Origin of the sequence: Burkholderia sp. SJZ089, assembly GCF_007828315.1 — a bacterium.
GTDB lineage: Bacteria > Pseudomonadota > Gammaproteobacteria > Burkholderiales > Burkholderiaceae > Burkholderia > Burkholderia gladioli.
In genome coordinates this window covers 33,269-56,646 of sequence record NZ_VIUM01000003.1, presented here as the reverse complement: position 1 = coordinate 56,646, position 23,378 = coordinate 33,269, and the positions used below count along the sequence as shown (strand labels likewise).

15 protein-coding genes are annotated in these 23,378 nt (G+C 67.0%); all 15 read right to left on the bottom strand.

Annotated features, from left to right (window positions below; all coding sequences use genetic code 11):
* Positions 1-73: 73 nt before the first annotated feature.
* Positions 74-9,754 carry an Ig-like domain-containing protein gene (locus FB600_RS06325; RefSeq protein WP_145756387.1) on the bottom strand — a complete coding sequence of 3,227 codons (9,681 nt, stop codon included), beginning with the start codon at positions 9,752-9,754 and terminating at the stop codon, positions 74-76.
* Between the two features lie 342 nt (positions 9,755-10,096).
* Positions 10,097-11,284 carry a tetratricopeptide repeat protein gene (locus FB600_RS06320; RefSeq protein WP_230676383.1) on the bottom strand — a complete coding sequence of 396 codons (1,188 nt, stop codon included), beginning with the start codon at positions 11,282-11,284 and terminating at the stop codon, positions 10,097-10,099.
* Between the two features lie 219 nt (positions 11,285-11,503).
* On the bottom strand, positions 11,504-12,073 hold the full coding sequence (locus FB600_RS06315) for a lytic transglycosylase domain-containing protein (RefSeq protein ID WP_244102685.1): 570 nt from the start codon (positions 12,071-12,073) through the stop codon (positions 11,504-11,506).
* 122 nt (positions 12,074-12,195) lie between these two features.
* Positions 12,196-12,969, bottom strand: coding sequence for a TadE family protein (locus tag FB600_RS06310; RefSeq protein WP_096752183.1), 774 nt, complete (start codon positions 12,967-12,969; stop codon positions 12,196-12,198).
* Positions 12,966-13,316, bottom strand: a complete 351-nt coding sequence (locus FB600_RS06305) for a DUF192 domain-containing protein (protein WP_096752182.1) — start codon at positions 13,314-13,316, stop codon at positions 12,966-12,968. The genes FB600_RS06310 and FB600_RS06305 overlap by 4 nt, the downstream gene beginning before the upstream one ends.
* Complete coding sequence (locus tag FB600_RS06300) at positions 13,313-14,194, bottom strand: type II secretion system F family protein (protein WP_096752181.1); 882 nt, start codon at positions 14,192-14,194, stop codon at positions 13,313-13,315. Before FB600_RS06300 ends, FB600_RS06305 begins: the two co-directional genes overlap by 4 nt.
* 31 nt (positions 14,195-14,225) lie before the next feature.
* Positions 14,226-15,074, bottom strand: coding sequence for a type II secretion system F family protein (locus tag FB600_RS06295; RefSeq protein ID WP_096752180.1), 849 nt, complete (start codon positions 15,072-15,074; stop codon positions 14,226-14,228).
* Positions 15,071-16,864 carry an ATPase, T2SS/T4P/T4SS family gene (locus FB600_RS06290; RefSeq protein WP_098151465.1) on the bottom strand — a complete coding sequence of 598 codons (1,794 nt, stop codon included), beginning with the start codon at positions 16,862-16,864 and terminating at the stop codon, positions 15,071-15,073. Before FB600_RS06290 ends, FB600_RS06295 begins: the two co-directional genes overlap by 4 nt.
* Positions 16,865-16,886: 22 nt before the next feature.
* The gene (locus FB600_RS06285; protein WP_098182350.1) at positions 16,887-18,581 is read right to left on the bottom strand and encodes a type II and III secretion system protein family protein; all 1,695 of its coding nucleotides are present in this window, start codon (positions 18,579-18,581) and stop codon (positions 16,887-16,889) included.
* Positions 18,582-18,606: 25 nt separating this feature from the next.
* Positions 18,607-19,599, bottom strand: coding sequence for a Flp pilus assembly protein CpaB (gene cpaB, locus FB600_RS06280; protein ID WP_244125081.1), 993 nt, complete (start codon positions 19,597-19,599; stop codon positions 18,607-18,609).
* A 78-nt stretch (positions 19,600-19,677) separates the two neighbouring features.
* Complete coding sequence (locus FB600_RS06275; protein ID WP_096752176.1) at positions 19,678-19,860, bottom strand: hypothetical protein; 183 nt, start codon at positions 19,858-19,860, stop codon at positions 19,678-19,680.
* A gap of 1 nt (position 19,861) precedes the next feature.
* Complete coding sequence (locus FB600_RS06270) at positions 19,862-20,566, bottom strand: hypothetical protein (RefSeq protein ID WP_096752175.1); 705 nt, start codon at positions 20,564-20,566, stop codon at positions 19,862-19,864.
* Positions 20,563-21,426: a hypothetical protein gene (locus FB600_RS06265; RefSeq protein ID WP_145756385.1), complete on the bottom strand. Its 864-nt coding sequence runs from the start codon at positions 21,424-21,426 to the stop codon at positions 20,563-20,565. The genes FB600_RS06270 and FB600_RS06265 overlap by 4 nt, the downstream gene beginning before the upstream one ends.
* Before the next feature lie 11 nt (positions 21,427-21,437).
* Positions 21,438-23,006 (bottom strand): hypothetical protein, encoded by a 1,569-nt coding sequence (locus tag FB600_RS06260; RefSeq protein ID WP_145756384.1) that lies wholly within the window; start codon positions 23,004-23,006, stop codon positions 21,438-21,440.
* A gap of 22 nt (positions 23,007-23,028) precedes the next feature.
* Positions 23,029-23,304, bottom strand: a complete 276-nt coding sequence (locus FB600_RS06255; protein ID WP_046581146.1) for a hypothetical protein — start codon at positions 23,302-23,304, stop codon at positions 23,029-23,031.
* Positions 23,305-23,378: the final 74 nt, after the last annotated feature.

Sequence of the window (23,378 nt, the reverse complement as noted above, 5' to 3'; positions counted from 1 at the left end):
AGGCCATGCAAAAAGACGCCCCGAGCATCCGAACCGGCTTGCGATTCGAACGCTCGGGGCGTCGTGCCTCCGCTTACATCAGATGCGTGGTCACACCATGCTGGACCAGCAATTCAGCGTTCTGCGCGCTGTTTTCGTAGACCGTGTAGGCCACGCCGTCGACGGTGGTCGCGCCATGCTCGACCCAGGCATCGCCATCGCCGCCGGAGGTGCCGGACAAATCGACTATGTCGTGGGCGCCGCCCTTCACCATCAGTTGCGTGCGACCGTCGTCCATGAACAGGTCCTTGCCGCCGTGTTGCAGCACGTCGTCGAGCGACAGCTTCAGCGGGCTGCCCGCCGATGCGTCCAGGCCGATCGCGCCACCAGCGGCATGGGCTCCGTCTGCCGACAGCCTCGACAGGTCAAGCGCCCAGGCGTCGCCGGCTTCGGGTTCGCCATGCGGCTCGGCGGACGGGGCCGCGTTTTCGGCCTGCCCGGAAACACGTGCCTGGGCTGCTGCCCCATCTTCGCGCGGCATCTCGCGCGGTGCCTCGTCGGCATGCGGCGTCGCGTTCGCACTCTGCTGCGAATCGCTCCCGCCGACATGCGAGGCAAGATCATGCTCGCCACCGAACAGCGAATCGGCCGTGGCCGATGGGTCGACGGCATCCGGTGAAGCGCTCGATTCGGGCTCGATGGTGACCGTCACCTTGCCCGAGCGGGCGCTGGGATTGCCAGCGGCATCGGTTGCCATCACCGAGAACACATGGAGCCCGTCGTCGAGTGCCTTGTCCGGGGTGAAACGCCACTGCCCGCTCGCATCCGCATAGGTGCTCCCCAGCACGCCCAGGTGCTCCGAGGTGATCGTGACCAGGGCACCGCTCTCGGCCGATCCGACGATCTGCGGACGATGGTCCGTGGTGATCCCGCCTTGCTGGCCAAGCGATCCGCTTTCGCCGCCGACGTTCTCGATCACGTCCGTGATCGTCGGCATGGCGGGCGCCACGGTATCGATTTCGAGCAGGTATGGCGCCGACGGCGCACCGACATTGCCGGCCTGGTCCGTCAGTACCATCGTGATGCGATAGACACCGTCATCCAGGTCGTCGGCCGGCACGAGCGACCAATCGCCATTTTCCGAAACACGGGTCGAGCCCAGCAACGTGCTGGTGCCCTCGAACTCGGCATAAAGCATCACCATGCTGCCCGCATCGGCCTTGCCGGTGAACATCGGGATCGTGTCGTCGGTCACGCCGATCTCGTGAATGTCACCGACGATCGGGCCGACGCTGTCCATCACCTGGGTGATGTGGGCCTCGCCCGGCGCGGCCGTGCTTACATGAACCCGATAGGCGGAACCGGCCTCGCTGACGTTGCCGGCGGCATCCTGCGCGGTCGCCGTGAAGACATGCTCGCCATCACCAAGACGGGCGGCCGGGGTGAAGCTCCACCGGCCGTTCGCGTCCGAAACGGTCGAACCCAGCACGGCGTCGCCATCGCGAATCGTCACGATCGCACCCGCTTCCGCTTGGCCTGCCAGGCTTGGCGTGGTGTCGTCGGTGTACCCGCCGTCGGGCACCGGCGCCTGGATCGGGCCGACGTCGTCGGCCACCGATTCGATCGTCGGAGGCGACGGCGGCGTGATATCGACGACGATGTCGAACGGCTTGGTGGCGTCGCTTTCCCCGGACGCGCCCGTCGATGTCGCGGTGATGGAATGATGGCCCTCGGCGAGCGCGGCCTCGGGACGCCAGGACCACCGGCCATCCGCATCCGCCGTCGCCGAGCCCGCGAGTTCGCCGTCCACGTAGACCTTGAGCAGCGAGTCCGGCGTCGCCTTGCCCTTGATTTCCGGCTGCGTGTCGTCCGTGGCTTGCCCCGGCTGCAGCACACCCGTGATGGCGCCGGCATGGTCGATCACCTGATCGATCGAAATGTCGACCTTGCCGCTTTCCACCGTGAAAGCGATCGATTCACTGCGTTCGCTGGTATTGCCGGCCGGGTCAGTCACCGTCGTCGACAGGCTGTGCGCGCCTTCCGCGAGCGGCTCCGTCAGACGGAAATGCCAGGTTCCATCGGACTGCACGAGAGTCGAACCGATCGCCTGGTCACCGTCGTAGATCGTCACGATCGCACCCGGCTCGGCCTTGCCGCGATAGGTCGGCGTGGCGTCGTCGGTAACGCCGCCGGCGACGATCGGCCCGGTCGCCGTGCCCACGCCGTCGATCAGCGACAGGTCGGTCGCGACAGCCGGCGGTGTGGTATCGACGACGATCGTGTATGCCCCCGTCTCGTCGCTCAGCTTGCCGTTCGACACTTCCGCAACGGCCGTGTAGCGGTGCTCGCCGTCGCTCAACGGCGTCTCGGGACGGAACGACCAGCGGCCATTCGCGTCGGCCTGGACCGTTCCGATCTCCTTGCCGTCGAGACGCACATGGACCAACTGCCCGGCGGGCGCCGTACCCATCACGGTCGGCCGTGTGTCGTTGGTCACGCCCGATTGCTCGACATGGCCGACGTGCGGTGCCACGGCATCGAAGACGCCCGAGATCGCCGGGGCAGTCGGCACGCCGCCTACCAGCACGGTGAAATCGAAGCCGTCGCTCGGCTCGCTACGGTTCCCCGCCTCGTCGGTCGCCACCGCGCTCAGGTGATGATCGCCATCGACCAGCGGCGCATACGGCGCTTGCGGACGGAACGACCAGTTGCCGTCGGCATCGGCCCGTGCGCTGCCGATCAGCAGCTTCGCCCCCATCACGGTGTCGTAGATCAACACCACGCTGTCGCGTTCGGCCAGGCCTTTCACAAGTGGCTGGGCGTCGTCGGTCGTATCACCCTGGTGCAAGGGGCCGGTCACATCCCCGACGGCGTCGATCACCTCCGCGATGCTCGGCTGCTGCGGCGCCGAGGTGTCCAGCAGCATGACGAAGGCCTCGCTCGGCTCGCTCAGGTTACCGGCGGGATCACGCGCGGTCACCGTGAAGCGATGCTCGCCGTCAGCCAGCGGCCGGCCCGGCGTGAACGACCAGTTGCCGTTCGTGTCCGCCAGGGTCGAGCCGATCGGCTGCCCGCCGTCGCTGATCGTCACCAGGGCCCCCGCTTCCGTGCGCCCGCTCAGGGACGGCGTGGCGTCGTCGGTGGCGCCGCCGTTCGCGATCAAGCCCTGCACGGCGCCCACGTCGTCGCGCACGGCATCGATGCTCGGACGATCCGGCGCGGTGATATCGACCGTCAGATCGAACGGAGCGGTCGGCGGACTCACGACGCCGTTCGTGGTTGCCGTCGCGGTGATCCGGTGGTCCCCCTCGGCGAGCGGGTTCGGCAAGGTCAAGGACCAATGGCCCTTCTCGTCGGCCTGTACCGACCCGACGACCTGCTGGTCGACCAGCACCTTCACGATCGCGTTGGCGCCTGCCTTGCCGCGAATTTCCGGCTGCCGATCGTCGGTCGTCTGCCCCGGTTGCAGGGCGCCCTGCACCTCGCCGACATGGTCGACCACCTGGTCGATCGCGATCGGCACCTTGCTGGTATCCACGCTGAAGTTGATCGGCTTGCCATGACCGCTGACATTGCCCGCGCGATCGGTCACCGTCGTCGAGAGGCTGTGGGCGCCATCCGCCAACGGCTCGCTGACACGGAACTGCCAACTCCCGTCGCTCTTCACGATGGTCGAGCCGATGAGCTTGACGCCGTCGTAGATCGACACGATCGCGCCGATTTCCGCGCGGCCGCTGTAGGCCGGCGTCGCATCGTCGGTGATGGTGCCGTTGCCGATCGGCCCGTGCAGCACGCCGACATCGTCATACAGCACTTCGTTGAGGGATACGGACGGCGCAATGGTATCGATCTGGATAGGGTACGGGCCGGTCGGCTCGCTGAGCTGGCCGTCGGCACCCTCCGCCTTGGCGCTGAACGTGTGCTCGCCGTCCCGCAGCGGCGCGGTCGGACGATAGGACCATTGGCCGGTGGACGTCGCGATCGCCGTGCCGACCTCCTTGCCATCGATCGACACATGCACGCTCTGCCCGGGCATGGCGGTGCCGTTGACGGTGGGCTGGGCGTCGTTGGTCGCGCCATTCGGCTCGACATGACCGATCTTCGGCTCGACCGCGTCGGTCACGCCCGTGATCGCCGGCGCGCTCGGCACGCCCTGCATCACCGTGATGCCATAGACCTCGCTCGCCACGCTTTCGTTGCCGGCCGCATCCTGCGCCATCGCCTCGAACTGGTGATCGCCGTTCTTGAGCGGCGTGTCGGGCCGCAACGTCCAATTGCCGTCCGCGTCGACCAAGGCCGAGCCCACGAAGGCGGTCGCGCCGTTGATCCGATCCTCGACAAACACGATGCTGCCCGGCTCCGCGGTGCCCTTCAGCGTCGGCCGTGTATCGTCGGTCGTTTCATCCCGGGCGATCGATCCGGTCACCGTGCCGACATCGTCGATCACGTCGACGATCGACGGCGCCTCGGGGGCGGTCGTATCGACCTTGACGAGATACGGCTCGGAAACCTCTCCTTCGGCGCCTTGCGCATCTTTCGACTGCGCGGTCAGCGCATGCTCGCCCTCGGACAGGGGGTGATCCTGGTCCGGCGTGAAACGCCAGTTTCCGAAGGAATCGGCCACGGTCGTGCCGAGCCGTTCGCCGTTGTCGAAGATCGTCACGGTCGAACCTGGCACGGCGGTACCGTGCAAGGTGGGACGCGTGTCGTTGGTATCCCCGCCATTCGACACGGACCCCGTTTGCGGCTCCTGCGCGTCGATCACGTCGGTGATCACGGTCAATTCCACCAGCGAGGTATCGATCCTCAGTTCGAACGGCGTGCTCGCCTGGCTCTCGTTGCCGGCCATGTCGCGCGCCGTCGCCGTGAAGCTGTGGTCGCCATCCCTCAGCGCAACCGCCGGCGTGAACGACCACTGGCCGTGGCTGTCGGCGAAGGTCGAGCCGATCGCCACGCCGCCGTCATGGATCGTCACGAGCGCGTTCGCCTCGGCCGTGCCCTTCAGCGTCGGCGTCGTATCGTCGGTCGCACCACGGTTTTCGATCGGCCCCTTCGACGAACCCACGTCATCGTATGCCGACTCGATCGCCGGCTGGCCGGGCGGCGTGATGTCCACATTCAGCATGAACGGCTTGGTCTGCCCGCTTTCCGTGCCGTCCATGGTCGAGCTCGCCGTGATCGCGTGTTCGCCTTCGGACAGCGCATCCGGCAGCTTCAGCGACCAGTTGCCATTGGCATCCGCCTGCGTCGAGCCGGCCACCTCTCCATCCACGTACACCTTCACCAGCGAATTCGCGCGTGCCGTGCCCATCACCTCCGGCTGCCGGTCGTCGGTCGGTTGGCCGGACTGCAAGGCGCCTTGCGACACGCCCACATGGTCGACCACCTGGTTGATCGTGATCGCCAACTGGCTGGTGTCCACCGTGAATTCATGCGCTTCGCCATGCGCGCTGCTGTTGCCGGCCCGGTCCGTCACCGTCGTCGACAGGCGATGCGGGCCGTCCGCCAGCGCCTGCGGGAAACGGAAGGTCCAGTTGCCGTCCTCGCCCGCCACGGTCGAGCCGATCACCTTGCCCCCGTCGTGGATCGTCACGATCGCTCCCGCTTCGGCTCGGCCGGTAAAGATCGGTGCGGCATCGTCCGTCGTTGCCCCGTTGGCGATCGGCCCCGTCACGTCACCCACGCCGTCCATCAGGGTCTCGCTCGTGGAGGCCGCTGGCGCGGTCACATCCACCTCGATCACGTAGCGCCCCGTCTCCGGGCTCTTGCCACCGTTCGCGTCTTCGGCGATCGCATGAAAGGCGTGTTCGCCCTCGCTCAGTGGCGATTCCGGCCGATATGACCAGCGGCCGTTCTCGCCCGCGATCGCCGTGCCGAGCGCCTGGCCATCCAGGTACAGATGCACGATCTCGCCGGCCTTCGCCGTGCCGTTCACGGTCGGCCGCGGATCGTTCGTCACGCCTCCCGGCGCGATATTGCCGACCTGGGGCTCGACGCCATCGAACACCCCCGTGATCGCCGGCACGCCCGGCACGCTTCCCACCTGCAGGACGAAGCCGAACCCGTCGCTCGGCTCGCTTTCATTGCCGGCCGCATCGCGCGCGAGCACCTGCAAGGCATGCTCACCCTCGGGCAGCGGCGAAGCCGGCCGGAACGTCCAGTTGCCGTCGGCATCGGCGCGCGCGCTGCCGAGCAGCACCTGCCTGCCGAATACCGTGTCGTAGACCATCACCAGGCTGTTCGACTCGGCCTGGCCCTTCAGTACCGGTTGCGCGTCGTCCGTGACGTCGTTCGGCTTGAGCAAGCCCGTTTCCTCGCCCGCCTGGTCGTGCACTTCCGTGATCGACGGTTTGCCTGGCGGGGTGGTATCGACATTCAGTTCGTAAGGCCCGGACAGTTCGCTTTTCGCTCCGGACGAGTCCTTCGAGTGAGCCGTCAGGACATGCCGTCCTTCGGACAGCAGGTGCTGCCGATCCGGCGTGAAGCTCCAATTGCCCGACGCGTCGGTCGTGGTCGAGCCCAGCACGGCGCCGTTGTCGAGAATCGTCACGGTCGAGCCCGGCTTGGCCGTCCCCTGCAATGTCGGGCTGGTGTCGTTGGTATCACCGCCGTCGGGCACGGAGCCCGTCTGCGGCGCCTGATCGTCCAGCGCGCCGGTGATCACGACGCGCCCGGGGCCCGAGGTATCGATGTTCACCGCATAGATGTCGCTCGCCACGCTCTCGTTGCCGGCCGCGTCGCGCGCCGTGGCCGTGAAACCGTGCTCGCCGTCGGACAGGCTCACCGGGGGCGTGAAGGACCAGTGGCCGTTGTTGTCGGCAAAGGTCGAGCCGATCGCCGTGCCGCCATCATGGATTGTCACCAGCGCGTTCGCCTCGGCCGTGCCTTTCAGCGTCGGCGTCGTGTCGTCCGTCACGCCATGGTTCTCGACCGGGGTCTGCACGGCCCCGACGTCGTCCTGCACCGATTCGATCGCCGGCTGCGCCGGCGGCGTGATGTCCACATTCAGCGTGAACGGCTTGGTCTGTTCGCTTTCCGTGCCTTCCGTGGTCGAACTCGCCGTGATCGCATGCTTGCCTTCGGACAGCGCGTCTGGCAGCTTCAGCGACCAGTTGCCGTTGGCGTCCGCCTGCGCCGAGCCGGCCGCCTCTCCATCCACATACACCTTCACCAGCGAATTCGCGCGTGCCTTGCCCATCACCTCCGGCTGCGGGTCGTCGGTCGGCTGACCGGACTGCAAGGCGCCTTGCGACACGCCCACATGGTCGACCACCTGGTTGATCGTGATCGCCAACTGGCTGGTGTCCACCGTGAATTCATGCGCTTCGCCATGCGCGCTGCTGTTGCCGGCCCGGTCCGTCACCGTCGTCGACAGGCGATGCGGGCCGTCCGCCAGCGCCTGCGGGAAACGGAAGGTCCAGTTGCCGTCCTCGCCCGCCACGGTCGAGCCGATCACCTTGCCCCCGTCGTGGATCGTCACGATCGCTCCCGCTTCGGCTCGGCCGGTGTAGATCGGCGAGGCATCGTCCGTCGTCGCGCCGCTGGCGATCGGCCCCGTCGCTTCACCCACGCCATCCATCAGGACCTCGTTCATCGCGGCGGCAGGCGGCGTCGTGTCGACCACGATCGCGTATTCACCGGTCTGCGAGTTACCGCCGCCGTTGGGCGCCGGCGCGGATACCGCGAACATGTGCGAGCCATCCGCGAGCGGAGCCTCGGGACGGTACGTCCAGCGGCCCAGTTCGTCCGCGGTCGTGCTGGCCACGTTCCTGCCGTCCATGAAGATCTGGACGATACTGCCCGCCGCCGCGGTACCGATCACGGTCGGCTGCGAATCGTTCGTCACGCCGAATTTCTCGACGTTGCCGACGTGAGGCTCGACCGCATCGAACACGCCGGTGATGGACGCCATGACCGGCACGCCGCCAACCTGCAACGTGAAGTCGAACCCGTCGCTGACCTCGCTTTCATTGCCGGCCGCGTCGCGCGCGATCATGGTCAGCCGATGGTCGCCCTCCGGCAACGGCGACGAAGGCTGGAACGCCCAGTTGCCGTCAGCATCGGCCACCACGCTGCCGAGCAGCACCTGCTTGCCGAATACCGTGTCATAGATCAGCACGAGGCTGCCAGCCTCGGCCGCGCCCTTCAACTCAGGCTGCGCGTCGTCCGTGACGTCGTGCGGATTCAGGGGGCCCGTCTCGGTCCCGACCTTGTCGATCACCTCGACGATCACCGGCGGTGCAGGCGGCGTCACATCGACTTCGAGGACGAAGGGCTCGCTGGGCACGCTAACGTTGCCCGCCTCGTCCTCCGCGCTCACCGTCAGCACATGCTCGCCCTCGGTCAGCGGCACGCGCGGCGTGAAGGTCCAGGCGCCGCTGAAATCGGCGACGACCGATCCGATTCGGGTGTCCCCGTCATATATCGCCACGATCGAGCCGGCCTCGGCCTGCCCCGACAACACCGGCTTCGGATCGTCGCTCACCGCGTGATTCTCGAGCGTGCCCTGGATGGAGCCGACATGGTCGACCACCTGGAGTATCGTCGGCTGGCCCGGCGGCGTGGTGTCGACATCGACCGTGTAGAGCTTCGACATGCTGCTCTTGCGGCCCAGATGGTCCTGCGCCTGCGCGGTGAAACCGTGGCTGCCCTCACTCAGTTCGTCCGGCACGCGGAACGACCAGGTACCGCTCTCGCCGATCTTCACGCTGCCGATCGCCTCGGAACCCCCGTTGTCGTAAACGTAGACGATCGAGCCGATCTTGCCGCGCCCCTCGATGGTAGGACGCGTATCGTTGGTTGCCTCGTTGCGGTTGACGATGCCGACGTGCGGATCGACGTCGTCGACCACGCGATCGATCAGTGGCCGGCTCGGCGGCGAGGTGTCGACCGTCATCGTGAACTGGGTGGGATCGCTCGCGTGGCCGAGCGGGTCGACCTCGACGATCGAGAACGTATAGGTGCCGCCGACCAGCGCGTCGTCGAGGGACAAGGACCAGTTGCCATCGGCGTCGACGGTGGTACGGCCGAGCCGCTCGCTGCCGTTCCAGATTTCGATCGAATCGCCGGGCGTGTGCCCTTGCCCCTTGAAGACAGGCGTGATGTCCTCGGTATAGCCGCCGTCCGGAATCGCCTTGAGTTGCGGGCCTTCGTCGTCGTAGACGCCGGTGAGCAGCGGCGCGGCCGGGCCGGCCTTCGTCTGCGGATGTTCGGTCAACCGATCGTCGACGGCGTCGTCCTTGCCGCGGGCGCTGTCGACCAGGCCGCCGGCGAGCACCGCCACCGGCACCGCGAAGGCCGCGCCGATGGCGCCGAGCGTGCCGAGACCGAGGGCACCCGCTCCCGGCGCGGCCGCCATGGTGTCGGCGAAGCCAGGCAGCAGGCTCGATTGACTCAGCTCGACCGACGCGCCGGCGTCCTCGGCAAGCGACGACAGGGCCGCGCCCGAATTCGCGTTCGACGACACCGCATATTCGTAGTACTGCCCCCCTTCCGCCTCGCCGACCAGCTGGGAGCCCGAGCCGTAGTAATTCTCGATGACGACCTGGGGCTGATCCGCGCTCGCGCCTTCCAGGCCGATATGCAGATCCTGGCCGACGCGCTTCACGGCGACCTGGCGCGGAGCCAGGCCGGTCGATTCGTCGATCAGCACGAACTTGCCGTTCGCCACCGCATCCAGGCTTGCCGGCGCACCCGCCACGCCCGGCTGCAATTCGATCGTTTGGGTAATGGTCTTGCCGCTGACTGCGGCGAGCTTGATGACATGATTACTCACGGTCAATTCCTTGATTGATTGTCGAACATCGACTGAATAACTCACAAACACAATTCCACTGGATATTGGATTTTTTATTTATGAATTCAGCGGCCTTCCCGTAAAAACGACAACAAATTCTCGATAGAAACGCCGTGTCTCAACAAGCTGACTCGTCAGAGCAGGAAAAATATCGACAACCCCTCTTCATGCTTTCCGCAGCAATGCCGAATCGATGATTGATAGCCAACAAAATCGTAAGGAAACGTCTTAATCCGCCATTCTCAAGATTCAATCCATTTCTTATGAATGGTTATTGGCATTTTTTATTATGAGATTTATGAAAAATTACCCTTGCCGATATCAGGCAATGATTGGCACGGAGACTGACAAGTCGCCTCTCTCGAAAGCCTCGATCAGGAAGAACGGCAACTCGAGAGACCATTGGCCATCGCGCACGATCGCGTCGTAACGAAACGATCCATTCGTGCCGTCATCGAGGGTCACCGTCTGCATGGCGCCGTCGGCAAGCGCACTGGGGCCGCCGACAGCGCGATAGCTCGCATTGCTGCCCACATGGAATTCGACGTCGCGCCAGCGCACCGGCGGATGCGCAGGAAAGGGGCGCGCATCGTGGAATCCGAACAGCTCGTCATGATTGAGCACGCTGTCGCGGATCGTCGGCCACAACACGGCGCGCAGGAAGTACTGGTCGGTGAACCTGCGCTCGTCCGGGCAACTGCGCACGAAGTCGGCCATCAGCGGCGCGATCGGCGGAAACACGCCGCGGCAGCCGGCCCACATGCCGGCCAGCAACAGCTCGGTATGCGTGAAGTAATCCCTCATGTGGTGGAACCAGCGTCCGCTGTCGAGCCAGGCCTCGATCGCGGCGGGCTCGCGTTCGGACAAGAGCGCGTCCGCGTCGCGGATCATGAAGCGCGCTACCGCCGGATCGTCGAGCACGAGAAAGCGCCACATCGTGCCCGGCATGGCCAGGCGTAGCGCGTCGTCCACCCGGATCAGCGTCGTGCCCGCCGCCTTCAGTCGGCTGCGGACATGATCCGGTACGGTGTCGTCGTGATAAACGCGGCAGGTCCATGCCGGAAACAGCTCACCGACGATCCGGGCGTTCATGACCAGCGTTTCGCAATAGCGCGGCTTCGCGCCGTACAGGCTGTAGGCGATCACGTTCCGCTCGGGCTGCCGGGCGTCGAAAGGCGTTGGCCGACCCGGCGGTACCGCCCACTGACGACGGACGGAGAAGCGCGCGTCGGCGGCCGCCAGCGAGCGATATCCGTAGCGGCGCAATTCGTCGTGCTTGCCGAGCCACCCGCATGCTTCGGCGAGGCCGTCGATCCAGGTCGGCGCGAGTTGCTGCTGGCGCGCCGGTGCCAGCGCCTCGATGTCGCGATAGACACGATAGGCGTCTTCATGACGGCCTTCGCGCATCAGGCACAGTGCATAGTCGCCCAGCACGGTCGGGTTGCCGGGTGCCAGCGCCAACGCGCGCTCGGCCAACTGTCGCGCGGCGCGATAGCGGCCGGCGGCCATCGCGGCGCGAAATTCGCCGGCCAGCTCGCGCAGGCGCTTGCCGACCGCGCCGCCGGCGCGCGGCAGCGAAGCGCGACGCGGGTTGCCGTAAACGGGAAATCGTGAATTCATCTCAAGGCTCCGAAGAAGCGCCGGTGCGCCGATACGGCGCCTGGCAGGCAGGAAAGGCGAACGCCGCGGCAGCCACCGCCGCGACGGCGATCGGACATCAATGGACTATCAGGAGCCGCAACGGCCGGTGGACGCGGAACCCGCCCGCCACGCGACCTCGCCGCCTCGTGCATAACGCGCGTGAAGGCGGAGCACCTTCGCGACATAAGCCCGTGTCTCGTCGTAAGGTGGAATCCGTCCACCATGGCGGGCCACGGCGCCCTCGCCGGCGTTGTACGCGGCCAGCGCGAGTTCGCGCGCGCGATAGCGTTGCAGCAGGCCGCCGAGGAAACGGGCGCCGGCCAGGATGTTCTGCCTGGCATCGAACGGGTCGCTCAGACCGTATTGCGCCCCCGTGGCGGGCATCAACTGCATCAGGCCGACCGCCCCCTTCGGGGAAATCACCCGAGGGTCGCCCGCCGATTCGGCATGAATGACGGCCAGCAGCAGCGCCGCGTCGAGCCCGCAGGCGCGCGCGATATCGCCGACCAGCGGCGCGAGCGCCATCACGCGCAAAGAGGTGTGAAGATCCCGAGCGGCATCCGGCAGTGGGTTTCCGGTATCGAACGTCAGCATCACGCCGCGCGTCGGCGCGCTTGCCGAGCGCGGGGCGTCGCGCATGCCGCCGACGATCATCATCACGCCGCCGGCCCCCGCTTCCCCGGCTCCGCATGCAAGCGAGGCGATCATCACGAGCCGGACAAGCCGCCGCCGGCAACCCTTCCCGACCGCCGCCGACCGAAGGCCCACCCACCGCCGACTCATCGCTCCATGTCCTGCCCGCTCGCGCCGCGATAGGCGGACTGCATCCGCACGACGACCTCGGATTCCAGCGCGATTGGCCAGCGCCCCGTCATGCGCCCGTCCTCGAGCTTGCGTCGACACAGGAAGTCGGGTTTGACGGGCGCGCCATAGGGATCGTGGTTCGCGTCGACCGGCTCGGTGGCGGTCAGGCCGTCGAGCCCGACCGCGCCGATGCCGTTGATCGCGTAGTACACGACACGATTCACGAACGGCACGACCATCTCATGGCAGTAGTGCACGCGGATCTTCAGCAGGTTGGCATCCTGGATGTTGGTGCCCGACTCGCGACCGATATTGGTCTTTCGATAGCGCAGCAGCTCGTTCGGAATCTCCCGCACGGTGCTGCGCGACTGCGCGTCGTAGCGGGTCTGTCCGAAATCGTCGAGCTGCGCGCGCGTCGGGTTGATGATGGCGATGCGGGCACGGTCGCGTACCGCCTGGTTGGCCCGCGCCAACGCGACGCTCGCGCCGGCTGCGTTCGCCTCGTACGCATAGAGGGGAGACAGGCCGCGAGCCAGGCCACGCTGCATCGCATCGAGTTCGGCGTGATTGACGGCCCCTTCGCGAGCCGCCTCCAGCGTGGCCGAATCGAGCGTCGCCCGGGCCTGGAACAGCAAGGCGTATTGCAGCAGCCCGAAGCAGAAGAACAGCAGCACGGGCGCCACGATCACGAACTCGACGAGCGACTGGCCGCCCTGGCGAATGCGCGCGCCTGCGCGACAGAGCTTCATGTCAGGTCCCCCAGCACGACCGTCGCCCCCGGGCCGATTCGATGACGCGCGGCGGCACCGGCCGCCATCTCCAGCGTCCTGGCGCCACGCCAGTGCATCAGGACGCGCCATGCCCGCACCTCGCGGTGCACGGCCAGGACGCGGCCCGCGCGATTCACGAACAGCACGTCGATCGGAAAACGCATCCCGAAGGTGTGCACGCTGGCGCAGCGCTCGAGCAACAGCGCCTCGTCCTCGGCTAGCGCGTCGCGCCCGAGCAGGCCTCGCAGCCGCTCGCGCGCCGATTCCGCCAGGGCCACGCGCACGCCGGTCGCCCGCCCGCTCACGAACAGCCGGCCATGCCTCACAGAAAGCCTCCCTGCACGAAGCGCATCGCGATCGGAAAACCGAGCACCACGAAGGTCACGGGAAAGATGAACATCATCAAGGGAAACACCAGCTTCACCGGCGCCTCCATCGCGAGCTTCTCGGCACGCTGGAAACGCTCGGCGCGCCGTTGTTCGGACTGGAAACGCAGCGTGCCGGCAAGCCCGGAACCCATGCGCTCGGCCTGGATCACGGCACCGACGAAGTTGGTGATTTCCTTGATGTCCTGCCGTTCGTCGAAACGGCGCAGCGCGTCGGCGCGGTTCAGGCCGGATTTCAGGTCGCGCAGCACATGTTCGAACTCGCTGCGCAGCGCGCCGTCCGGCCCTTTCTCGACCGCTTTCTGGATCGCGCCGTTGATGTTGAGCCCGGCCTCGACGGCCAGTGTCAGGAAGTCGAGATAGACCGGCAGCTGCTTGCGGATCGCCACCACCCGGGCGCGTCGTACGTCGCGTACCCAGATACGGGGGTAGCTGTAGCCGAGCAGGGCGGCAAGCGGCAGCACCAGCAGCGAAAAGCTGTCGAGCGCGAGCATCGCGAACACCGCGATCAAGCTCGCGATCGCGGCGGACAGGACGCTCAGGGCAATGAACTGTCGCGCCGTCATCAGGAAGATCAGGTGCGTGAGCCGCAATTGAAGCTCGACCCGGGCGACATAGGCGTCGGAGAGGCGTTCGCCGATCCCGTGCTCGACGAGGTTGACCAATGGCCACACCAACCGCAGCCAGCGCGGCAGGGGATCGGAATAGGCGCGATCCTCCTTCGGCACCGCCCGTCGCAACTGCACGGCCGAGCGCAGCAGCAGGCTCAGCACCAACACGGTGCCGCAGCCGACCAGCGTGGAGACCATGAAAATCATCGATACCCTCCCGAATTCCCTTGCCCGCGACTCAGACGTCGATATTGGTGATTTTCGAAATCGCCTTGTAGCCCAGGAATTCCATCACCGCGATCACGGCCAGCGTCAGCCAGCCGACCCGCTCATGAAACAGCGGCGCCATCGCTTCGGGCTCCATGAAATTGAGCACGACCATCAGGCCCAGCGGCAGCAAGGTCATCACGATGCCCTGCATGCGCCCCTGCGACGTCAGGGCCCGGATCTTGCCTTCCATCTGCAGCTTGGCGCCGAGCGTGCGCGCCACCGATTCGAGCGCTTCCGCGAGATTGCCGCCGACTTCCCGCGAGATGGTGACGGCGGCCGTCACCATCAGGAAGTCGGGTACGGGAATGCGCCGCTCGATGTTCTGCATCGCGATATCGAGGTCGATGCCCAGACGCAGTTCGCGCATGAGCAGCTCGAGCTCCCCCGAGATCGGCGCGGGCGCTTCCGATACGACACTTTCCATGGCCACCGCGAAACTCGCGCCGGCACGCAGCGCGCCGGCCGTCATCAGCAGCACGTCCGGCAACTGGCGTTCGAGCATCGCGATGCGGCGCTTGCGCATCATCGCGAGCACGCGGCGCGGCGCCATCAAGGCCCCGACCAACGCGACACCGGCGAGCAGCACGCTGTCGAACAGGAAATAGGCGAACAACGGAAGCAGGATGATGGCCAGCAGGGACAACAGCGCGCTCTGCTGGCGATTCACGAACACGTACATCTCGGCGAGCGAGGCCTCGATCTCGCCCGCGACGCGGCGCGACCGAGCCGTCATGGCAACGCGCCCCAGCTTGAACACCACGACCAGGAGGACGATCGTCCCGGCGAACATCAGCGCGAGCAGCACGAGGAGGTTCATGCATGCCCCGCCTCGGCCCCGCCGGTGAAGATCGAGGTGTCGACCGGAATACGCCGGCGTATCAATTCCTGATAGAAGTCCGGCACATAGGACGTGGGATGGAAGACGCCCTGCACCCGGCCATCCTCGCCGAAGCCGTCCTGCCGGAACACGAATACGTCCTGCAGCTGGATCACGCCCGATTCCATCCCGCTCACCTCGGTCACGTGGGTGACGCGCCGCGAGCCGCACGAGAAACGCGTCTGCTGGACGATGATGTCGACCGCCGAGCAGATCTGCTCGCGAATCGCCTGCACCGGCAGGTCGAGCCCGGCCATCAGCGTCATCACCTCGAGGCGGGCGATGCAGTCGCGCGGCGAGTTCGCATGAGCGGTCGTCAGCGAGCCGTCGTGCCCGGTATTCATGGCCTGCAGCATGTCGAGCGCCTCGCCGCCGCGGCATTCGCCCACCACGATCCGGTCGGGCCGCATGCGCAGGCAGTTCTTCACCAGATCGCGGATCGGCACCGCCCCCTTGCCCTCCATGTTCGGCGGACGCGCTTCGAGCGCGACCAGGTTCGGCTGGGACAGTTGCAGTTCGGCGGCATCCTCGACGGTCACGATCCGCTCATCGTCGGGGATGTAGTTGGACAGCACGTTGAGCAAGGTGGTCTTGCCCGAACCGGTGCCGCCCGAGATGATGATGTTCGCGCGCTGCTCCACCGCCGTGCGCAGGAAGGCCAGCATGTCGGCCGACATCGAGCCGAAATCGATCAGGTCCTCGCCCGTCAGCTTGCGCTGGGAGAACTTGCGGATCGTGATGCTGGGCCCCTTCAGGGCCAGCGGCGGGATCACCGCGTTGACGCGGGAGCCGTCGGACAGGCGCGCATCGACCATCGGCGAACTCTCGTCGATGCGCCGGCCGATCGGCGCGACGATGCGCTCGATCGCGCCGAGCACCGCGCGGTCGTCGGTGAAGATCACCCGCGAGCGGGTCAGCTTGCCGCGTCGTTCGACGAAGATCTCGTCGTGGCAATTCACCATGATTTCGCTGACCTCCGGATCGGCGATCAGCTCCTCCAGCGGCCCGAGCCCGATCACTTCGTCGAACACGCTCTTGCGCAGCGCCTCGAGCGAAACATCGGCCGAGCGGAACGCCGCGTCGTTGCCGAGGATCTCGTCCAGCGCGCCGCCCACCGTGCGCCGCAATTCGTCATCGTCCATCCGCGCCACGTTCAGGCGGCGCAGATCCAGCTCGGCGATCAGACGCATATGCACCGTCTTGCGCAGTTCGATGCCGATTCGGTTGTTGATGGCCGGCGTCGGCAACTCGGGAACGGGAGTCGCGCGGCGAGCGGGCGGGGGATCGCTGCGTGCCGCCGGCACGGACAAGGCGGGCTCCGCGGCGGTCCCGACCAGGGCCGTGGCGGGCGCGGCCGCGACCTTGGCGCCGTCCTGCGCAGACACGCCAGGGGGCGCGGCGGGCATCGCCAGCGGGTCCGCCGCGGCCTGCGCGGGCGACGACGGCTCGGCCACGATGCGCAGCTTCGCCGTGCCGATCTCGATTTCGTCGTTCGCGGTCAGGGGCCCGAAGGTCTCGATGGGTGCGCCATTGACCAGCGTGTTCGCGATCCCGCCCTGATCCTCCAGATACCAGGCATTGCCTCGCGCAACGATGCGCGCCTGGATCCTGCCGACCAGCATGCCCTTGATCACGACATCACACGCCGGCGACTTGCCGATCGTGCAACCATCCTCGATGCGAACGACCTGCGGGGCGCCGTGGCGCAATTGCACTTGCAGACTCAGCACGGTGCTGTCTCCTCTGGCTGGCTCATCGTGACTCGGTGCCGGCGGCGCTGTCCGGCGTCGCGACCTTGGTGGGGCGCCATTCGATCGGCGTGGCGGGAATCGTGACGGGCTCGGCGACCGGGGGCGGTGGTGCGCCGTTGCGCGGCAAGGAACCCTGAGCCGGCGCGTCGATGCCATCGAGCAGGCGACGCTGCGCCGAGGGCGAGGCAGAACCGAAGGATGCCGCCTCGCCCCGCGCCGGCCGTGTCGGCGTCGGCGCCTGGCGAGGCGGTACCCGGCTGGACAACGGATTGCCCGAGGCGTCGCCACGGTCGTCCTGCATGGCCTGCGCGCGCAGCGGGCCGACCGGCTGCGCTCGGGTCGGTCCTATCGCCTGCCGCGCCTCGTCCTTGCCGCGAGCCCGATCGCGTTCCGCGAGCGGACTCGGATCGCCGTGCCGCTCGTGGAAGCCGCGATCGATCCGGTCCGCGCGCGCGAGCAGGTCCGTATTCGGCGCGAGCGTGGGATCGGAAATCATCGGCGTCACGAAGATCACGAGATCGCTGCGTTTCGAGCGGAATTCGTCGGAGCGGAACAGGCGGCCGATGATCGGCAAGCGGCCTAAAAACGGCAGGCGGCTCATGTTGCCGATCGCATCGGCATTGACCAGGCCGGAAATCGCCATCGTCTCGCCGGCGCGCAGGGAGATGTCCGAGCGGGCGCTACGCGTCAGGAAACCGGGGTAGCCGCCATAGGACACGGAAGGATCGATCTGGCTGATCTCGGTGTCGATCTGGGCGGAAATCACGTTGTTCGCGTCCACCACCGGCTTGATGTCGAGCTTGATCCCGTAGTCCTTGTATTCGACATCGGTGGTGCCGAGCGCGCCGGCACGCGGAATCGGTACCTGCCCGCCGGCCAGGAAACTCGCCGTGCCGCCACTCTTGGTATTCAGCTCGGGCGCCGCGAGGACATACGCGTCGCCCCTGGTGATCATCAGGTTCAGCGTCGACGCGATATGGGTCGAGATCCCCGCGATCACCATGCCGGGCCCCGCCACGGCCTTGCTGCCGATGTAGCCCTGCGCGCCCGCCTGTGGCCCGGCGATCTTCCGGTCCCACTCGATACCGAGGTTTTCCTGCGCATTGCGCGTGAGCTCCATGATCCGCACCTTGAAGTGGATCGTCTTCTTCAGGGCATCGCCCTCGTCGACCGCGATCGCGTTCACCAGGTTCGGCACGCCCGCGGTCGCAGCCTTGATGCGCCCCAGCATGTCGCGATGCACGGTGCCGGTCAGCAGGATGTTCGGCCCCGACTCGATCACCTTCACGTCCGGCACGATGGCCAGCACCTCGCGCAACTGCGCGGCGGTTTCCCGGACATTGCCCTTCGCCACGCGCACGGTGGTATTCAGCGCAATGCCGTTGGCGGTCCAGGCCACCAGCGAGGTGACGCCCGCCTTTTCGGCCAGCAGCATCAGCCGGCCGTCCACCACGTTGGCCGTCACCAGGCTGCCGTCGCCGATCGCGATACGCTTGATCCGGCCCGGCACGTCGATCAGGCGGATCTCGCCTCGATAGAGATCGAGCAGCGCGTGTTGCGCCGGCGTCGCGTTTTCCTCGTGTTCGGCCTGCCGCGCGGCCAGGACCGGCGGCGCGCCAGGAATGAGCAGCGCGCCGAGCAGCAGGCAGGCCGCGAAGCGGCAACCGCGGCAGGCCGCGCGATATTGGTTTTCCATGAACGACTCGTATCCGTTTCGACGCTCAGCGCGACGCATCGGCTGCACCGGTTTCCGCCTGCAATCTGCGGGCAATCGCATTCGCCTGCCGATAGGCACTGCCCGCGGCGGACGCCGGGGCAACCGGACTCGGCGGCTCGCCGGCAGGCGAGGCGGCGGACCGGACGTTGACGTCGACCGGATCGATCGCCACCTGCACGGTCGTGCCCTTGCCGCCGCCGGTGATGATCTCGACCCGTTCGCGATCGTCGGCGGGCGCGTCCGCCCTGGCCGCGAACAGCTCGGTTTCGTCGAGCCCTCGCTGCACCGGATCGCCCGGATCCCTGCTGTTGCGCAGGACCAGCCGCAAGCCGCCTAGCTTCTGCGCGAGCGCGATGCGCGCCGCTTCGGCGACCGGCACCTGCAAGGTCACCGTGCCATAACCATCGCGCCGCGCTCCATCGGCCATGTCGCGCGCCGCCTCGCCCGCATCGCGCGGACGAACGTCGTGACCGGTCGCCAGCACCAGCACGCCGGGCATCAATAGCCGGATCGATTTCGTATCGCCTGCCGGATCGCCGCCCCGCGTGACGAAGGAGAGGGTTCCCACCCAGTAGAGGTCGACGCGGTTGCCGGGGCGCAGCATCGAATCGGTGGAGTTGATCGCGTCGATCGGCAGGGTCAGCGCGCGCATGCCAGCCGCAAGCGTGTCGGAGAAATCGCGGGCGCGCGTGACGTCGACATCCTGCAGGCGCAATGGACGACCACGGCGTACCGGCTTGACCAGCACGGCATTGCGATGATGAGTGAAATCGTCCACCTGCAGCATGTCGTCGTAGACGAGATCGGCGGAGATCTCGCGCGCGACGAACACCGCGCTGTCGAGCGGCGTGCCCGCCGGCACGTCGGCGCGCGGCACCACCACCGACACGCCGGGCCCCTCGCGACGCTCCGCTGCCTCCGCCTTGATACGGGCCTCGCTCGCGAGCATGTAGCGATACGTGGCCCAGGTGATGCCGCCGGCCGCCGCCACGGCCATGCCGATCAGCAGCCAGGTATTGGCAAGCAGGGAACGATAGTTGATTCGATTGAAGATCACGATGCCGTCCCGATCCGGTCAAGACAGCGACAGCGCATAGCCATATGCGTCGAAGAACGATTTCAAGGACACCAGCAGCGTGTTCATCACCGACGTGTCGCCGCCCGCCACCAGCGCCCCAACGAGCAGGCCCAAGGCCACCACATACTCGACGTAGGCCTGTCCTCCCTGATGCCGTGTCCGGCGCTTCAAACCTTGCATGTCAACGGCTCTCCATTACATTGATCACGGCAGTCGTCTGCCCCATCTGTTCGGTGAACACGGCATCCAGCCGGTAGGCGCCTCGTTGCATCGCCAGTGCGGCATCCGAGGAGCGCGCACCTCGCGCGGGCGGCGGCGCCATGCTCACCATTGTTTTCCAGCCTTCACGCCGCAATTCGCCGCGATAGCGGCTGGCGCCATCCTCCGCGCGGCCGCCCAGCGCAATCACCCACGTGCGCCCGGCACGGCCGGGGTCGCGGCTTTCGATATCGGAGAGGATCCGGCCGGCGGGGAGGACCGCGGCCGACTCCGGAATCGAGCGGCGCGCGGCGGCGGGCATCAGTTGCATCGCGCTCATCAGGCCGTGGGCGGTATCGCCGGATGCGCCCGGCTGCAGTTCGAGCACGTACTGGCATGTCTCGTCGAGCCCGCTCAGGACGCGGCCGCGCGTTCCCTGCGTGCCCATCGACGGCAGCCCCTCGCGGTCCCAGTAGGCCTGGAACTCGCGCTCGACCTGCCGCGCCGACCGGTCGAAACGCAGGGCCCGGACCACCATGGCCCTCCCGTCCAACTGCATGTCGTCACCGATCCACACCGTGCTTGCCGCGGCTACCGGTTCCCGTTCGCAGGTGCCTGCTGCCGCGTTCCAGGCCCCGCAGGCCGTCAACAGAAACACCGCCGGATACCGCCGCCAGGACGCGCTCACTTGAGTGCACCCAGCGGTACGGATTCCGTGTCGACGTAGCCCGGCTTGAAGTAGCTCGGGCCGAGCACATTGCCGACTCCGTCGATGGACCGCGCCAGCGTCTGCCGGTCGCGCGCCGTCAACATCGCGTCCGGAATGGCGGTGGGCGTCGCCAGTTTCTGGCCGATCGCCGCTACCACGCCCAGCCGGCCATCCGGTGTCCAGGTGTTGGTCGCGAGCGTCGCGGTGCTCTGGAACCGCAGGCGCGACAGCGAGGGCCACAGGCGCTGCGCGAACGCGCCGCCCAGGTCGACATCCACCGCCACGCTGCCGTCCTGCATCGTGCGCGACGCCATCAGGAGCGAGACTTCCTGCTCGACGTGTGGCGAGCGATAGACGCCGATCGGCCGATTGGCGATCTTGGCGAGACTGCCGAGCATCCGGTCGGTCGCGCGGGTCGACACCATCACGTCGCGGCGATCCCGGACAAAGGCCGTGCCGCCGGGATCACGCCATGAAGGCGGCAAGGCGGCCGAAAGCGGCATATCGGCATCCGTGCCGGAAATCGAGGTTCGACGCGGCGCCACGACACGGGCCAGGAATTCACGCCTGAGCACCTCGTCCGTTTTCGTCACGGTTTGTGCCCCCGCGCCGAATTTTTCGTACCACCAGCCATCGGTGCCGGTGCCGGTGTCGTCGGGGTTGATCCACACCGTGCGCTCCCAGGCGACGTAGCGCGAACCGATCAGCGCCTTGTTGCGGACGTCGTTGAGCCGGCCGAACATCGCCATCGCCAGGAACCCGATGACGAACACCAACGCGAGCCCGGCCACCATCTCGACCATCGCCTGGCCGCCCTGCCGGCGCACGATGCTTCGCATTCCACATGTTTTCATCTGGCTTCCCCGCGGCTTGACGCATCGCTCGCGGAAGCACGCATGGCATCCGGCACCGGCGCCAATCGCGCCTCCCAATACGGATTGAACAGGCTGGGATACTCGGTGCGTCCATCGGCGCGCGACCATCCTCCGGAGTAGCGCAGCAGGCCGTATACGTAGCGCAGCCCCTTCTCGTCGGGCCGCGCGAAATAGGCCTGTCCCGACGCGAGCGCCGTCAAGGGCGGCCCGGACATCGATACCCCGACCCGGCCTTCGCCGAGCAGGCGTTGATCGCTGATCGTCGAGCCCTGATCCCGCACCAGGCGGATGGTGATGCGTGGCGCGATCTGGTCGGGACCCTGCCCGGCCAGGTCGCGATACGGTTGCAGCCCGCCGTCGACGTTCATCGAGACGCCCGACCCGGCCCGATACTGCGCCCGCATCGACGGCATGACCGTCCCCGGCGAGGGGCTCGGATAGCCATAATTCACGTAGCCGCCGTAGCCGTACCAGCTCTGGTAGCGGCTTTTCCGGCCGTTGCCCGCGCCGCCGCGGCCTTCCTCGCTCGTATCGTCGACGCGGGGCTCGATCTCCCGCACTTCCCGGAGCTCCCAATGTCCCTTCGCGCCCCCGTCGCCCGCTGCTCCAGCCTCGCCGCCGTCGTCGTCCCCGTCCTCGACCCACACCTGGATCACCTTGGTCGTGGCGCAGTCATGCCTCGTCTGCACCCGGGTCGACGTGCCGTCGATGGCCTGCCAGCCCTCGCGGCGGGGCCGCAACTGCGTGCCGCCGACCAGGTCCGCTTTCCGGCTGACCGCCCCCCAGCACCCGTCCCCGATCACCGTTTCGTCTTCCTTGATCCAGCGCCTCGTCGTGAAGCCGCCGAGCGTGGAAGCCGCGGTCACGGCTTCGGCAAAGCGGTCCGTCGGCCGCTCAAGCGGCTTGAATTCCACGGAATGGTCACGCCAGGCCGACAATTCCTGCTGCGATCGAGGGTCGTCGAATGCGCCGTCGGCAAGCCGCGTATCGGGCTGGTTCGCGCGCGCGACCTGGCCGGCCAGGCTCGGCACGCCCATCAGCGTGGCTTCGTGATAGCTGCGTTGCGCGTTGCTGAGCGCGGAGATGATGGTGTCGAGACTGCGCGTCATGCGCGGCAAATCGACGTCGAGCCGCTCGCGCACCGGATGAATCAATGCCCTCGCCTCGCGCTTCTTCCTGATCCACTCGTCCACGCCGTTCCGGCTGATCTGGCTCGCGACCCGATCCGCGAGCGAGTTTTCCGCGACGTGCTCGTCGAGCATGTCGACGAAGGATTTCAGGCCCACCATCTGCGCGACGGCGGCCTGGTTGGCGATCATCGCGCGGTTGGTGTAGGCGGAAAAGTTGTAGTCGCGGGCCTGCAGCAAGGCGGCCGCGTAGGCGCTCGCATCCGCGGTGTTCTGCAACTGGATTTTCGCGCTGGTCAACTGCAGCGAGCCGAACGCGAGCAGGAGCGCGGCGCAGCCGACCGCCAGGAACAGCAGCGCGGGCAGCAGCGCCTGCCCACGTTCATCGGCGTGCCTTGTGTGGGCGGGGGCCGTCATGATCTACGATGCGCCGCCTGGATTACTTGCCTTCGACGCTCTCGTTCGAGTAGCTACCCAAGCCCTTCTTCTTCGCTGCATCGGACGTCGCATTGCCGGCTTCCTGCTGTGCCGCACTGATATTTGCCTGCGCGCTCTTGCCCGACATTTCCTCGGCCAGGCCCGCGGTCTGGGTGCGGACAGTCTTGCCGAAGAAGGCATAGACCCCAATCGACGATACCGCGATCAGCGCGACGATGATGATGTATTCGGTCATGCCCTGACCCAACTGCTTCCGAAGATTTTTGCGATTTTTCATTTTATTTCGACTCCCGAGTTGTAAAAGACAAACCGCAGCCGGAAACGAAAAAGCCAACGCACACGACATCCCGC

What these genes read in the sequence shown, in the direction of transcription:
- FB600_RS06320 (WP_230676383.1), bottom strand. Translation starts at nt 11,284, where the DNA reads ATGGCCGCCGGCCGCTATCGCGCCGCGCGACAGTTGGCCGAGCGCGCG.
- FB600_RS06315 (WP_244102685.1), bottom strand. Translation starts at nt 12,073, where the DNA reads ATGATGATCGTCGGCGGCATGCGCGACGCCCCGCGCTCGGCAAGCGCG.
- FB600_RS06310 (WP_096752183.1), bottom strand. Translation starts at nt 12,969, where the DNA reads ATGAAGCTCTGTCGCGCAGGCGCGCGCATTCGCCAGGGCGGCCAGTCG.
- FB600_RS06300 (WP_096752181.1), bottom strand. Translation starts at nt 14,194, where the DNA reads ATGATTTTCATGGTCTCCACGCTGGTCGGCTGCGGCACCGTGTTGGTG.
- FB600_RS06295 (WP_096752180.1), bottom strand. Translation starts at nt 15,074, where the DNA reads ATGAACCTCCTCGTGCTGCTCGCGCTGATGTTCGCCGGGACGATCGTC.
- FB600_RS06285 (WP_098182350.1), bottom strand. Translation starts at nt 18,581, where the DNA reads ATGGAAAACCAATATCGCGCGGCCTGCCGCGGTTGCCGCTTCGCGGCC.
- cpaB (WP_244125081.1), bottom strand. Translation starts at nt 19,599, where the DNA reads ATGGCCGTGGCGGCGGCCGGCGGCATCACCTGGGCCACGTATCGCTAC.
- FB600_RS06275 (WP_096752176.1), bottom strand. Translation starts at nt 19,860, where the DNA reads ATGCAAGGTTTGAAGCGCCGGACACGGCATCAGGGAGGACAGGCCTAC.
- FB600_RS06265 (WP_145756385.1), bottom strand. Translation starts at nt 21,426, where the DNA reads ATGCGAAGCATCGTGCGCCGGCAGGGCGGCCAGGCGATGGTCGAGATG.
- FB600_RS06260 (WP_145756384.1), bottom strand. Translation starts at nt 23,006, where the DNA reads ATGACGGCCCCCGCCCACACAAGGCACGCCGATGAACGTGGGCAGGCG.
- FB600_RS06255 (WP_046581146.1), bottom strand. Translation starts at nt 23,304, where the DNA reads ATGAAAAATCGCAAAAATCTTCGGAAGCAGTTGGGTCAGGGCATGACC.